The sequence below is a fragment of the Marinobacterium sp. xm-a-127 genome, assembly GCF_013283425.1.
Taxonomy (GTDB): domain Bacteria; phylum Pseudomonadota; class Gammaproteobacteria; order Pseudomonadales; family Balneatricaceae; genus Marinobacterium_E.
The window spans coordinates 175604-189455 of the sequence record NZ_WBYH01000004.1 but is presented as its reverse complement, the minus strand read 5'-3'; the positions used below and the strand labels follow the sequence as shown (position 1 = coordinate 189455).

The following is a 13852-nucleotide window of genomic DNA, read 5'->3' as shown; positions in this document are numbered from 1 at the left end:
ATCAATAAATTTTGGCAGACGCAAATTGCCAAATATGGCGGCCAGTCGGGTTAGAAAAATGACTAACATTGCCAAGTAGGAGAGGAGTATCGGATCGATGTAACCCTCACCTAATACAAATACCATCGCACCGAGTATGGTGCAGGTGGCATAGAGTTAGCCGTCGCCACCGCCAAGAATCATCGGGTCTTCATTGGTTAGCACATCACGGATAAGGCCGCCTGCAACGGCTGTGATACAGGCCATCATGACGACCAGTAGGGGCGATAGATCAGCCATCTGGGCCTTTTGCGCACCGATGATTGCAAAAAGTGAGATACCGGCGGCATCGAATATCAGCAACAGTCGGCGCGGGTAGCGAAGATAACGCGCTAAGATAAAGGTCACGAGACCCGCAATCAGTGCCGTTGATATATACCAGGTCTCTTCAAGCCAAAAGATGGGGCCGTTGTTGATGGTTAGGTCACGAATAGTCCCTCCACCTACCGCAGTGACGACGGCTAATACCATTACGCCAAAGATGTCGATGCGCTTACCGGTGGCGGCTAAGGCACCGGTGATAGCAAATACAACCGTCCCTAGAAACTCGGCAGCGAGTAGTGGCTGACTAAACAACAAAAGCCTCCCTTTGCTCTCTATGGATGCAAGCTTATCTGTGCGACAATCGGACTCATATTTATATGGGTCAGTGTTGGTATGAATTGTGCATTCTTTCACTCAAATCATCCATGAGTAAAGGATCTATTTGATTATGAAAATTTCTGAAGCGGGCGTTAAGTTTGGTACCAGTGGCGTTCGAGGCTTGGTCAGTGAGCTAACCAATGAGGTCGCGTACGCCTTTGCTGCTGCGTTTTGGCAAGCGGCAGGTCAAGGGACCCGTGTTGTTATAGGTCATGACTTACGACCCTCCAGCCCGCAAATTACCCGAGCCTGCATGGCGGCCATGAGAGACTTAGGTGTCGAGGTGATTTATGTCGGTGCATTGGCAACACCAGCCGTCGCCTACTACGCGTCTAAGATGCATGCGCCTGCGATTGTGGTGACTGGCAGCCATATCCCGTTCGATCGGAACGGAATCAAGTTTTACAGCGTCGAGGGTGAGATCAATAAGGCACATGAAGAGTCGATCTCATCGGCCGAGGTAGTGCTGCCTCAAATTATTGAGTGTCCAGAACTGCCTGCGATTGATGCTGGTGCTAAGTCGGCTTACCTATCACGCTATGTTGACTGTTTCGGTCAAGATCTTTGTTCTGGCTTGAAGGTCGCTATCTATCAGCACTCAAGTGTTGCTCGTGATCTGTTAAGTGAACTGTTCGAGGCGATGGGGGCAGAGGTGATTGCCCTTGGCAGGACAGAACAGTTTGTGCCTATCGATACTGAAGCGGTGCGTACAGAGGATATTGAACAGGCTAAGCGTTGGGCGTCTGAGGTTGGATTTGATCTTTTGGTCTCTACCGATGGTGATGCGGACCGTCCTCTCATCGCCGATGAGACAGGGACCTTTTTCCGCGGTGATATTCTGGGTGTCCTCACAGCAAAGGCGGTCGGTGCAGAAGCGGTTGTGACTCCCGTCAGCAGTAATACGGCACTGGAATTAAGCGGTTGGTTTGATCAAACGCTGCGTACACGAATAGGCTCACCCTATGTGATTGCAGGAATGGAGTCGGTTGCAGAGGGTGTTGTTGCCGGTTTTGAAGCGAACGGTGGATTTTTGTTAGGTAGCGATGTTGGACTGAATGGGTCAACGCTTTCAACGTTGGCGACGCGTGATGCTGTTCTGCCAATGCTGGCGGTCATCTACCTCGCCAAACAGAATCAGCTTAAGGCCAGTCAACTGTCGGCCGAGCTGCCAGAGCGATACACCGCATCGGATCGCATTCCAGGGATAGCGACCGAGTGGAGCCAATCGATGTTACAGCGTCTGAATGAAGGGCAGCTGCAGTTTGAATCGCTAATGCCTTGGTCTTTGGGTGGTATTCGATCAGTCGATCAGACCGATGGTTATCGTGTCGACTTTGATACTGATACGATTGTCCATCTTCGTCCCTCTGGTAATGCTCCAGAGCTGCGCTGTTATGTCGAGATGAACAGTGAACAGGATGCGACAGAACTCTGTCGTCGGGTACTTAACAAGGTCGAGCAACTGTTTAAGAGTGAAGTATAGATGTTAAATTTTGCTGCTAACCTATCGTTTCTATTTTCAGACCTTCCCTTTTTAGAGCGTTTCGTTGCGGCAAAAAAAGCCGGTTTTGATTCGGTCGAGTATCTTTTCCCGTACGACTATCCTGCGGAACAGATTAAAGACCTTTTAAATGAGTCTGGTTTGGAGCAAGCGCTGTTCAATGCCTCTGCCGGTGATTGGGGTGCGGGTGAACGTGGGCTAGCGGCGCTGGTCGGTCGCGAATCTGAGTTTAAAGCCTCGATTGAACAGGCGGCCTCTTATGCCGAGGTGTTGGGCAATCGACGTCTGCACATCATGTCCGGGCTAGCCGATTTTTCCGATCCAAAGGCATTTGAAACCTATCTGAATAATTTAACCTGGGCGGCCGATCAACTGAACTTATCAGGTATCAATGTGTTAATTGAGCCGATTAACAGTCGTGATATGCCAGGCTACTTTTTAACGACACCTGAGCAAGCTGCAGAGGTGATTGAGTTGGCCAATCGCACAAATTTAAAAATGCAGTTTGACCTCTACCATGCTCAGATTATGTGCGGGGATCTTATTACCCGTTTAGAGCGATACTGGCCTCTGATTGATCATATGCAGATCGCATCCGTGCCCGATCGCAATGAACCATCCAGCGGCGAAATCAACTACTCCTACCTCTTTAACTGGCTCGATCAAAAAGGGTATCAAGGATTCATTGGTTGCGAATATCGACCTAAAACAACGACTTTAGAGGGTTTGGGTTGGTTGTCTGACTACAAAAGGTCATCTAATGGATAAACCCAAGGCGCTTCTTGTTGCCGGCATTAGTGCTGAGCTAAAAGGTATGTTGGCGGAGGTGGTTGAACTGGTTCCGCTAAATAAGCAGGGTGATGCGAATCAGTTTTTAGCGGATCAGGGTGCCGATTTTGAATTGGTGGTCACCAGTGCCGGCAAAGGCTGTGCAAACGCATTGATGGAGCAGCTGCCCAATCTTAAAGTGATCTTTAACTGGGGCGTTGGCTATGACAAAGTGGATGTCGAGTTTGCGACTTCGCGCAATGTGTATGTGACCAACACACCCGACGTGCTTAACGAGTGTGTGGCGGATATGGCGATTGGGATGCTGATCTCACAAGCGCGCTGTATGGGCGAGGCTGAACGCTTTGTTCGTCGCGGTGAATGGCTTAGCAACCCAACACCACCGATGGGGCAAAAAGTCAGCGGTAAGCGCCTGGGTATTGTCGGATTAGGACGCATTGGATTGGAGACTGCTAAGAGAGCCGAGGCGTTTTCAATGCAGATTCGCTATCACAATCGTCATCCACGGGAGGATGTCGACTACGCTTATGAAGCGTCGATTGTTGAGCTGGCAAAATGGTCCGACTACTTGCTTCTGCTCTGTCCAAGTACGCCAGAGACCTATCAGATGATCGATCGAGAGGTGTTACAGGCCTTGGGACCACAAAGTTCGCTGATCAATATCGCCCGCGGTGCGGTGGTGGATCAAAAGGCACTGGTTGATCTTCTGCTGTCCGGTGAGTTGGGTGGTGCGGCGTTGGATGTCTTTGAGAGAGAGCCAGAGGTGCCAGAGGCGCTAATGGATCTGCCTAATGTGTTGCTATTGCCACACGTTGGTAGTGCCACGTTTGAAACCCGAACGGCAATGGCCCAGTTGGTTGTCGATAATGTAAAAGCCTATATCGAATCAGGAAGCCTGGTTACTCCCGTCAATTAGTCCAGTAGGTAAATGCTGGTAAAGAACCAGAGGGTGATGGCTGTGCTGGCAAAAATGATGGCCAGTCTAACCCAGCTGTTTGGAATCCTCTTGGAGATGATGCCTGCTGCATAGCCCCCAATCAGTGTGCCAACCAGCAGTATCAATGTTTCGTTCCAGCTAATCAGATCATTGATTAGGAATAGCACAATGGCACAACCTGAAATGGTCGATGAGTAGAGCAGTTTAAGTGCATTCATCTCATTAACAGAGCGATAGCCTGCTAAGCTGCAGTAACTCAGCAGTAATATCCCCAGTCCTGCATTAAAGAATCCACCGTAGATTGATACGCCAATAAAAAGCAGGGTAAATAACCCGTTTTGTGCTTTATCGATATGGCGATGTTTTTGGCTCCACTTTTGTAATGTCTTATTAAACTGTCCGCCAAAAATAAACAGCAGAGTCGCGAAGAGTAGTAGCCAAGGCACGGCTTTTTCAAATTCGCTGTTAGAGGTTTGTGTTAACAGGTAGGCACCTATTATTCCGCCGATCGCAGAGATAAAAGAGAAGATCAGAAGTTTTTTAGGTGAATCTTTTATCTCTTGTCGAAGCGCATAGGTGCCCGAAAGATAGCCAGCTGTTGCAGCAAAGGTGTTGCTGGCATTGGCGATGACAGGGGGAACCCCAACAGCAATCAGAGCGGGGAATGTGATAAAACTTCCACCGCCAGCAAGAGAGTTTACGATGCCACCTAAAATACCTGCAGCGGCAAGAAATAGAATCTCTTCCAAACTTATTGACTCTTTAGCTGATTGATTAAATGCCAAATTGATAAGGCTAAAGAGACCGCTGCCGTGACAATAAGCACCTCTGCCATAGTGATCCCTTTAATGATCTCTGGCGTGTAGCCACATAGCTCCCAAGGTTCAAATATTGCCGGAAGCCAAAGGTGAAGGGGAAACCAGTTTGGGAAAGGGTCGCTCAATGTGCAGCTGCTCTCAAACCAGTAGCGCTCGATCCCTAAAACTTGGTAGCTCTGGTAAAGCAGAAAAGCCATCAGTGGAACAAGTAAAAAGGCGAGCAGCGTCTGTATAGAACGCGCTGAGAAGATCTTCCCGGATACTGCCAAGAGAAGGGCGCCAAAGAGTGTGGCACGAATCTGTACGCAGAGAGCACAGGGACCGTAGTCGAGTAGGTATTGAAAAACTAAAGCCCCAGCCTCGAGGCCTAACGCGAGTATAAGTGTGTAGCTCCAGATGAGCGGTTTTGGCGATTCTCTAAACTTAAACATGGCTTCTTTGAATGGTTATTTTCTAGGTGATTCTAATCATCTTTTTATTCGCTGTCGCTATTAAAAATTAGAACTTTGTAAATTTATTTAAATGGATTTATTCGTGGTTTAATTTAATTGTTTGGTTTAGGTTTTTTAAATATTTTTATTTATTTAAATTTTTATATTGAGAAAACTATTTATTTTTATATATTATGTTGGCGTTAAATTAAAACTGTGCATCCCCTTTGCCAACTATTAATAGTATTAGGAATTTTTGATGAGCGATTTTATTAAAACTCTTTTGCGCAAAAACTCTCTTCGTAAACAGTGCCAATCGGTTGGTGCAGATGAGATCGAAAAAGTGATTGCCGATCTAACGGATATTCTTGAAGAGCGTCGCGCTGAGGAAGCTGCTTTACTAGAGCAGAACCGTGCAAAGCTGGAGGCGATTGAAGCGATTCGCCAGAAGATGCGTGAAGCGGGTATTGCGCTCGATGAGCTAACTGGTATCACTGAATCGGCGCCTAAATCTCGTAAAGAGGTGAAAGCTAAGTACCAGATTACCGATGCAAGTGGTCAAACCCATGCCTGGACAGGTCGCGGTCGCACTCCAACTGTATTCGCAGAGTACATGGCTTCTCGTGGTATCACAAAAGATCAACTGCCAACCATAGATTGATATATAATCGCCCTATGAGTGAAGGCCCTTCCTCGGAAGGGTCTTTTTGTTTCTATGTTTTGAGGTTGCGTCCGCATGTCTGATGAAAAACTGCAAAAAGTGTTGGCGCGCTCCGGTGTAGGCTCACGTCGTGAGATGGAGCGTTGGATCGAAGAGGGTCGAGTCGAAGTAAACGGCAAATTGGCGACTCTTGGTGATCGTGTTTCTGCTGAAGACCAGATTAAGGTCGATGGCAAATCTATTGAACTGAACAGTGCGGGTAGCCAAACGGCTCGAGTTCTTATCTACAATAAACCCATTGGTGAAGTCTGCACTCGCCATGATCCTGAAGGCAGGCCAACTGTCTTTGATAATCTGCCGAAGCTTAAATCTGAGCGTTGGGTTGCGATCGGTCGTCTCGATATCAATACATCGGGTCTTTTGGTTTTTACTACCGATGGTGAAATTGCTAACAAGATGATGCACCCATCGAGCAACATTGACCGCGAATACGCGGTTCGAGTTCTAGGTGATGTCAGTGATGCTGTACTCAAGCGTTTAACCGACGGTGTTCTGCTTGAAGATGGCATGGCTAAGTTTACCGACGTTCGTTACTTCAACGGTGAAGGTGCCAATAAATGGTTCCACTGTTGTGTGATGGAGGGTCGTAACCGTGAAGTTCGTCGTCTTTGGGAGTCTCAAGAGCTGCAAGTTAACCGCCTAAAGCGTGTCCGTTTCGGGCCGGTATTCCTGCCCAGTGACGTTAAGGTAGGCACTTGGCGAGAGCTTGGTCAGAAAGAGGTCGACATTCTAACGGATGAGCTGCTGCTAGAGCGTCGCAAAGTGCCTTCGATCAATCCCGAAGATCTTGATCGTAAAGAGCGCGAATACAAACGCCAGAAAATACGTCAAACCACCGATCACAACCGTGATTCAGCCCGACAGGACCGCCGCAAGCGTAAGGTTCGTGTGGTGGGCAAGCGAGGGTGACAATTGAGGGGGCTGTCCTTCGGTCTGATCCCTCTCTCTAGCTGATAGTGACGGGCCTTCAGCCTGTCATCTGCTTTATCGGTGTTTTCCAGATAGGCATTAAATTCTAACTGCGGATGACAGGCTGAAGGCCAGTCATCTCTACTAAGATCGCGGCCTTTTTAAGACCGCTCCAACGTTGGTAATGGCCAGCCTTTAGGCTGGGTATTCGCTCTCTAGCTCAAATCCGCAGCGGTCATTGCACCTTGTGCATCTATATTCTGTCCGTTGACTCCTTTGCTATCAGGTCCCATTAGGAATAGATACGCAGGTTGGATATCGTCGGGTGTTGCAATGGTGCTTGGGTCCTCTGCAGGGTATGCGTAGGCACGCATTGCAGTGGCGGTACCGCCTGGATTGATGGCGTTGATGCGGATGCTTGGGTCATTCTCTAGCTCGTCAGCCAAGGTCTCCATTAGTCCCAGTGTGGCGAATTTAGAGACGCAGTAGGCACCCCAGTAGGCACGGCCCTTGGTCGCAACACCTGAAGTGACAAAAATGACTGAGGCGTCTTCAGATTGCCTAAGCAGTGGCATTAGGGTCTGTGTCAGGATGAACGGTGCATTGACGTTGACGCGCATCACCTGTTCCCAGATGATCGGGTCGTAGTTCTCAATCGAAGTTCTTAGACCAAGAATCCCGGCATTGTGCAGGATGCCATCTAGCTTGCCAAAGGTCTCATCCAGCAAGTTGGCCAGCTCAATGTAGTCGGGTTCCCTTGCCTTGTCGAAGTCGATCGGCACGATGGCAGGCTGTTTACAGCCTAGCGCTTCAATTTCATCGTAGACAGCTTCAAGCTTCTCCTCGGTGCGGCCCGCTAGTATGACAGTCGCGCCCGCTTTGGCGTAGGCGATAGCTGAAGCTTTACCAATTCCATCACCGGCACCAGTGACCAGAATAGTGCGTCCTTCAAGAAGTTGCTCGGGAGCGTCGTAGGTAAACATGCTTAGACCTTTTAAATAAATTGTTCACTAAGAAATGAGAGAAGGTTCTCGGACTGATGAAGTGCATGAGTTGCTTGCCACTCCCTATAATCCTCGCCTTGCGCTAAGTAACCGAAGGTGCAGGCTACCGTTGGTGTGCCTGCCGCTTTTCCAGCGACAATGTCGCGAATATGGTCGCCAAAGTAGAGTGAGTGCTCTGCTGTTGCATCAACCGTTTTAAGCGCTTTGATAATCCCTTCTGGATCGGGTTTTGATTGACTAACGTCCTCTGGGCAGATGCAGACACTGCAGCGATCAGTGAGTTGCAGCTGTTCAAGCACGATATCCGTCAATTCGCGAGGTTTGTTCGTCACAATGCCCCAGGGAATCTGCTGCTCTTCAAGCCAGCTCAACGCTTCGTTAAAGCCGGGAAACAGACCGCCACTCTCGACGGGGTTACTTCTATACAGAGAGAGAAACTCATTGTGAAGTGCTGTCTCATTGGCAATGAACTGCTCTGGGAAAGCGGCCTTAAGCATTGGCTTTCCGCCGTTCGATGCATTATCCCTAATTAGCTGAAAATCGGGCTCCGCGTAGCCGTGGTTCTGTGCCTGCTGGCAAATGACGCGATAAAAGTCCGGGGCTGTATCCAGCATTGTGCCGTCTAGATCAAAGAGTGCGGATCTCATAGTGGTTTGGTCGCGGCAACCAGATAGTTCACGCTGACATCATTAGCATCCAGTGCATAGACTTTGGTCAGTGGGTTGTAGGTCATACCGCATAGGTCATCCACCTCCAGTCCAGCAGCACGCATGTGGTTGGCCAGTTCAGCCGGGCGGATGAACTTGTTGAAGTCGTGTGTGCCGTTGGGAACCAGTTTAAGCAGACGCTCTGCACCCAAAATGGCAAACAGGTAGGCTTTCGGGTTGCGATTTAAAGTCGAGAAAAAAACGCGTCCACCTGGTTTGGTTAGGGCTGCACAGGCTTTTACGACCGAAGCTGGGTCTGGAACGTGTTCTAGCATCTCCATGCAGGTGACGACATCAAAGCGCTCTGGGTTCTGTTCAGCGAACTCTTCCGCTGTTGTGCGGGTGTAATCGACTTTAACGCCAGACTCTAGGCCGTGCAGTTTGGCGATTTTTAGTGGCGCTTCACCCATATCAATGCCGCTAACTGAGGCGCCGCGGTGCGCCATCGCTTCCGATAAAATGCCACCGCCACAGCCGACATCTAATACCTCTTTGCCGGCCAGATCAGCATGACGATCAATGAAGCCAACTCGCAGTGGGTTGATATCGTGAAGGGGTTTGAATTCACTCTCTTTATCCCACCAGCGTGATGCAAGCTCTTCGAATTTAGAGATCTCTTGTGGGTCGATATTCAGGTTTGTTTGATCGGTCATTTAGGCTACCAAAGTGGCAATTCATTAACGGTTAATGGCGCTAGTTTATCACCCCTTTGAATAAGGCCCAAAAGCTGATTTGATTCAATTGTTTGTGTTATGATGTGGACTTTATTTTTGCACCGGGTGGCGGTGCGAACAGAAGACTAAAAGGAACGCCAGATAATGGGTGACCTAACCAAAGAAGTTCTTCCGGTAAATATCGAAGACGAACTGAAGCAGTCCTACCTAGATTACGCAATGAGCGTGATCGTCGGCCGTGCACTACCTGATGCGCGTGACGGCCTAAAACCGGTTCACCGTCGTGTGCTGTTTGCGATGAATGAGCTGGGTAATGATTGGAATAAACCCTACAAAAAATCCGCTCGTGTGGTTGGTGATGTAATCGGTAAATACCACCCTCACGGCGACAGTGCGGTTTACGATACGATCGTTCGTATGGCGCAAGACTTCTCTATGCGCTACATGCTGGTAGACGGTCAGGGTAACTTTGGTTCGGTGGACGGTGACTCTGCTGCGGCAATGCGTTACACCGAAATTCGAATGAAGAAGATCTCTCACGAGCTTCTTTCGGATCTGGATAAAGAGACGGTCGATTACGTCGATAACTACGACGGTACCGAAAAGATTCCAGCGGTCCTTCCGACTCGTGTGCCTAACCTGTTGGTCAATGGTTCAGCGGGTATTGCGGTAGGTATGGCGACGAACATTCCGCCCCACAACTTAGGTGAGGTGGTTCGAGGCTGTTTGGCACTGATCGAGAACCCGGATATTACTATCGATGAACTGCTTGAGTTTATCCCAGGTCCAGACTTCCCGACGGGCGGTATTATCAATGGCCGTGCAGGTATTTTGCAGGCCTACCGAACAGGTCGTGGCCGTATCTATGTTCGTGCAAAACACCACGTTGAGGAGCACCCGAAAAACGGTCGTCCTATGCTGGTTATCACCGAGATTCCTTACCAGCTCAACAAAGCGCGCTTGATCGAAAAGATCGCTGAGCTGGTCAAAGAGAAAAAGATCGAAGGTATCAGCGAACTTCGCGATGAGTCAGACAAAGATGGTATGCGTATCGTTATTGAGTTGCGTCGTGGTGAAGTGCCTGATGTCATCATCAATAACCTATTTGCGCAGACACAGCTGCAGAGCGTGTTTGGTATTAACATGGTGGCGTTGGTTGATGGTCAACCGCGTCTATTGGATCTGAAAACGGCGCTTGAGTGTTTCGTTCGTCACCGTCGCGAAGTTGTCACACGTCGTACGGTTTACCTACTGCGTAAAGCGCGAGAGCGTGGCCACATCTTGGAAGGTTTGGCGATCGCACTGGCAAACATTGATCCTGTCATTGAACTGATTAAGAAATCCCCAACCCCTGCGGAGGCAAAAGAGGCGCTGATTGCGACCGCTTGGGCGCCTGGTCAGGTGTTGGATATGCTAGAGCGTGCAGGTGAAGATGCCTGTCGTCCAGAAGGTTTGGAAGCTCAGTTCGGCCTGCGTGACAACAGCTACTACCTATCGCCAGCTCAAGCGCAAGCGATTCTCGAATTGCGACTACACCGTCTAACCGGTCTAGAGCACGAAAAGCTGATTGAAGAGTACCGCGATCTTATCGAGCGTATTGCAGAGCTTTTAGAGATTCTTGGCTCACACGTTCGTTTGATGGAAGTGATTACTGAAGAGTTGAACGAGCTGGTTGCAGAGTACGCAGATGAGCGTCGCACTGAGATCACTGCGTCTATGCAGGATCTAACCATTGCTGATCTGATCACCGAAGAGGAGATGGTTGTGACTATCTCGCACGGTGGTTATGCGAAGACACAGCCGCTTGAGGCCTACCAAGCACAACGTCGCGGCGGTAAAGGTAAGTCTGCGACAGCAATGAAAGATGAAGATTTTGTCGAGCATCTGCTGGTGACTAACAGTCACGATACGATCCTGTGTTTCACCAACTTCGGTAAGGTCTACTGGCTGCGCGTGTTTGAGATCCCTCAGGCAAGCCGTACCGCTCGTGGTCGACCTATGGTCAATATTCTGCCGTTGGCAGAGGGTGAGCGCATCAGCACGATTCTTCCTGTTAAAGAGTTTGATGATGAGCGTTGCGTATTCATGGCGACAGCCAATGGTACCGTGAAGAAGACCCGTCTATCGGCCTTCTCTCGCCCACGCAGTACAGGTCTGATTGCATTGGATATCGTTGAAGGTGACCGCCTAATCGGTGCATCACTGACAAACGGTAGCGACGATGTGATGCTGGTGACCTCTGCGGGTAAAGCGATTCGCTTCAATGAAACAGATGTTCGTGAGATGGGTCGTACCGCTCGCGGTGTGCGTGGCGTTAAGTTGGATGATGTCGCTAAAGTGATCTCATTGATGGTGCCTAAGGAGGGTGGTCAGGTGCTGACTGCTTCTGAGAAAGGCTATGGTAAGAAGACAGCGATCACAGAGTTCCCAATTCGTGGTCGTGGCGGTATGGGTGTCATTGCTATGCAGTGCACCGATCGTAACGGTGCGTTGGCCGGTGCTGTCCAGGTATTTGATGGCGATGACATCATGCTGATCAGTGATCTTGGCACCATGGTTCGTACCCGTACTTCTGAGATCTCCTCACTCGGTCGAAATACCCAGGGTGTCCGACTCATTCGCGTAGCGGATGATGAGACTCTGATCGGTATCGCTCGAATCGAAGAGCCGGAAGAGGATGAAGATGCGACTGATGCAGCTGGAGAGGGTAACTCAACAGAAACTAATGCATCAGAAGAGAGTCAAGTTGCACAAGAGGAGTCTGATGATTCCGACGGCAGCGAAGAAGAGTAATTGAGGCTCGGAACCCCTATTAAATGAATCGTCTATTTAATTTCAGCGCTGGCCCTGCAGCGCTGCCAACGGAAGTACTAGAAATCGCCCAATCTGAAATGTTGGATTGGCATGGCAAAGGCCTCTCTATTATGGAGATGAGCCACCGTAGCGCTGAGTTTGTTAGCGTTGCTGAAGGGGCTGAACAGGATTTGCGTGATCTGATGAACATCAGTGACGACTACGCTGTCATGTTCCTTCAAGGGGGCGCGACCAGTCAGTTTGGTATGGTGCCGATGAATCTGTCACAAGGTGGCAAGGTCTCGTACATCAACACGGGTGTTTGGTCGAAAAAAGCGATCAAAGAGGCAAAGCGTTTTGCAGATGTCTCTATCGCTGCCTCAACTGAGTCATCAAACTTTTGTGAAGCGCCGCTGCAGTCTGATCTCTCTATTGATTCGACGGCTAACTACCTTCACTACACCACCAATGAAACCATTGGCGGCGTTCAGTTTGATTACATTCCAGACGCGGGTGACGTGCCGCTTGTGGCTGATATGTCTTCGGACATACTCTCTGCGCCTGTTGATGTCTCACGCTTTGGTTTGATCTATGCGGGTGCTCAGAAGAATATCGGACCTGCCGGCTTAACGGTTGTGATCGCGCGTAAAGATCTATTAGGCAATCCCTTAAGTACAGCGCCGACTATGTACGACTATGCGGTTCACGCTGCTGAAGGGTCGATGCACAATACGCCGCCGACACTGGCCTGGTATCTGTCAGGTTTAGTATTCCAGTGGATTAAGCGCCAGGGTGGTTTGTCTGCAATGGCGGAATTGAATCATCGCAAAGCGTCTAAACTCTATGCTGCGATTGATGCAAGTGACTTTTTTGCCAACCCAGTTGCTGTGCGAAACCGTTCGATCATGAACGTTCCGTTCACACTGGCGGATTCTGCTCTGGATAAAGCCTTCCTGGCCGAATCTGAAGAGGCAGGGTTGTTGAATCTTAAGGGGCATCGTTCTGTCGGTGGTATGCGTGCAAGCATCTACAATGCTGTGCCCGAAGCAGCGGTTGATGCACTGATCGATTTTATGGCTGATTTCGAAAAGCGCCGAGGCTAACAATGGATCAGCAGAATCTCTACCAGGGGCTGACTCAAGATGAGGCGCTGACACAGGTGCGTGATGAGATCGATCAGATTGATCAAGAGATTCATGCTCTGTTGAACAAGCGTGCTGAGTGTGCCCAAAGAGTGGCTGATATTAAGCATAACTTTGGTGCGAATTCGCCGGTTTTTTATCGACCTGAGCGAGAAGCGCAGGTGCTTCGTAAAGCGATGCAGCGCAATCAGGGACCACTTCCTGATCAGGAGATTGCACGTCTGTTCAGGGAGGTGATGTCGGTCTGTCTGGCGCATGAGCACCGTATGAATGTTGGGTTTGTTTCAACCTCTGAATTAGATACTGAGCAAGCTGCTCTGAAACAATTTGGTCACTCGGTTGAGCCTATTGCATTCGCTAGTGCATCGGAAACCTTGCTGAGCTTAGCGCAGGGAGCGTTGCACTACGCGGTTCTTTCAGTAAATAGATTGCCTGAGGTCTTGTCGTTATTGGTGACTCATCAGTTAAACGTTGTTGGTGAGGTAACTCTCCATGGTGATGAGGCCTTTTTAGTGTTAGGGCATCAAGAGGTTTCGGCATCGGGCGATGATAAAACAGCATTGATTGTTGAGAGTGCCGAATCAGTGGTTACTGATTCGAAGCGAAATATCACCGATGGATCCCTAACCTACATGGAGCTTGATGGCGCTAGGTCGATTGAACAGCTTCAGTCTTTGTTGGGGCCAGAACTTAACTTTCACTACCTGGGTCTTTTTCCCAAAGCGGTTTTTTAGGAACTAAAATC

Annotated in this window: 14 protein-coding genes; 8 read left to right on the top strand and 6 right to left on the bottom strand. The window is 49.4% G+C overall.

All coding sequences use genetic code 11. From position 1 onward, the window contains the following. Window positions 1-156 precede the first annotated feature (156 nt). Complete coding sequence (locus tag XMA127_RS08750; RefSeq protein WP_173499149.1) at window positions 157-717, bottom strand: trimeric intracellular cation channel family protein; 561 nt, start codon at window positions 715-717, stop codon at window positions 157-159. Window positions 718-751: 34 nt separating this feature from the next. Here XMA127_RS08750 and XMA127_RS08745 point away from each other — a divergent pair, with 34 nt between their 5' ends. Genes XMA127_RS08745 through XMA127_RS08735 form a run of 3 tightly spaced genes read left to right on the top strand, consistent with a single transcriptional unit; the run spans window position 752 to window position 3887 of the window. Further along, a complete protein-coding gene (locus XMA127_RS08745) occupies window positions 752-2164 on the top strand; it encodes a phosphomannomutase (protein ID WP_173481327.1) in 1413 nt (470 codons plus the stop codon). Then, window positions 2165-2950: a 2-oxo-tetronate isomerase gene (gene otnI, locus XMA127_RS08740; protein ID WP_173481326.1), complete on the top strand. Its 786-nt coding sequence runs from the start codon at window positions 2165-2167 to the stop codon at window positions 2948-2950. Then, the gene (locus tag XMA127_RS08735; protein WP_173483085.1) at window positions 2943-3887 is read left to right on the top strand and encodes a 2-hydroxyacid dehydrogenase; all 945 of its coding nucleotides are present in this window, start codon (window positions 2943-2945) and stop codon (window positions 3885-3887) included. The genes otnI and XMA127_RS08735 overlap by 8 nt, the downstream gene beginning before the upstream one ends. On the opposite strand, the gene XMA127_RS08730 is transcribed toward XMA127_RS08735, so the two are convergent. Both XMA127_RS08730 and XMA127_RS08725 read right to left on the bottom strand, forming a co-directional pair. Then, window positions 3884-4657: a sulfite exporter TauE/SafE family protein gene (locus XMA127_RS08730; RefSeq protein ID WP_217362073.1), complete on the bottom strand. Its 774-nt coding sequence runs from the start codon at window positions 4655-4657 to the stop codon at window positions 3884-3886. The two genes, XMA127_RS08735 and XMA127_RS08730, sit on opposite strands and share 4 nt — an antisense overlap. 2 nt (window positions 4658-4659) lie before the next feature. Beyond that, complete coding sequence (locus XMA127_RS08725) at window positions 4660-5157, bottom strand: disulfide bond formation protein B (protein WP_173481324.1); 498 nt, start codon at window positions 5155-5157, stop codon at window positions 4660-4662. Between the two features lie 259 nt (window positions 5158-5416). Here XMA127_RS08725 and XMA127_RS08720 point away from each other — a divergent pair, with 259 nt between their 5' ends. Both XMA127_RS08720 and rluB read left to right on the top strand, forming a co-directional pair. Further along, window positions 5417-5818, top strand: a complete 402-nt coding sequence (locus XMA127_RS08720; RefSeq protein WP_173483084.1) for an H-NS family nucleoid-associated regulatory protein — start codon at window positions 5417-5419, stop codon at window positions 5816-5818. A gap of 75 nt (window positions 5819-5893) precedes the next feature. Continuing rightward, window positions 5894-6787, top strand: coding sequence for a 23S rRNA pseudouridine(2605) synthase RluB (rluB, locus tag XMA127_RS08715; protein ID WP_173481322.1), 894 nt, complete (start codon window positions 5894-5896; stop codon window positions 6785-6787). Window positions 6788-7002: 215 nt separating this feature from the next. Here rluB and XMA127_RS08710 read toward each other — a convergent pair whose 3' ends face one another. The 3 genes from XMA127_RS08710 to ubiG are packed head-to-tail and all read right to left on the bottom strand — an operon-like array spanning window position 7003 to window position 9151. Then, window positions 7003-7770, bottom strand: a complete 768-nt coding sequence (locus XMA127_RS08710) for a YciK family oxidoreductase (RefSeq protein WP_173484319.1) — start codon at window positions 7768-7770, stop codon at window positions 7003-7005. A gap of 11 nt (window positions 7771-7781) precedes the next feature. Then, complete coding sequence (locus XMA127_RS08705) at window positions 7782-8438, bottom strand: HAD family hydrolase (protein ID WP_173499148.1); 657 nt, start codon at window positions 8436-8438, stop codon at window positions 7782-7784. Further along, the gene (gene ubiG, locus XMA127_RS08700) at window positions 8435-9151 is read right to left on the bottom strand and encodes a bifunctional 2-polyprenyl-6-hydroxyphenol methylase/3-demethylubiquinol 3-O-methyltransferase UbiG (protein ID WP_173499147.1); all 717 of its coding nucleotides are present in this window, start codon (window positions 9149-9151) and stop codon (window positions 8435-8437) included. Before ubiG ends, XMA127_RS08705 begins: the two co-directional genes overlap by 4 nt. A 165-nt stretch (window positions 9152-9316) precedes the next feature. Here ubiG and gyrA point away from each other — a divergent pair, with 165 nt between their 5' ends. From gyrA to pheA, 3 genes are read left to right on the top strand one after another with little or no spacing between them, the layout of a single operon-like run. Continuing rightward, window positions 9317-11965, top strand: coding sequence for a DNA gyrase subunit A (gyrA, locus tag XMA127_RS08695; protein ID WP_173481318.1), 2649 nt, complete (start codon window positions 9317-9319; stop codon window positions 11963-11965). 23 nt (window positions 11966-11988) lie between these two features. Then, window positions 11989-13068, top strand: coding sequence for a 3-phosphoserine/phosphohydroxythreonine transaminase (serC, locus tag XMA127_RS08690; RefSeq protein ID WP_173481317.1), 1080 nt, complete (start codon window positions 11989-11991; stop codon window positions 13066-13068). A 2-nt stretch (window positions 13069-13070) separates the two neighbouring features. Beyond that, a complete protein-coding gene (pheA, locus tag XMA127_RS08685) occupies window positions 13071-13841 on the top strand; it encodes a chorismate mutase (protein ID WP_173481316.1) in 771 nt (256 codons plus the stop codon). Window positions 13842-13852: the final 11 nt, after the last annotated feature.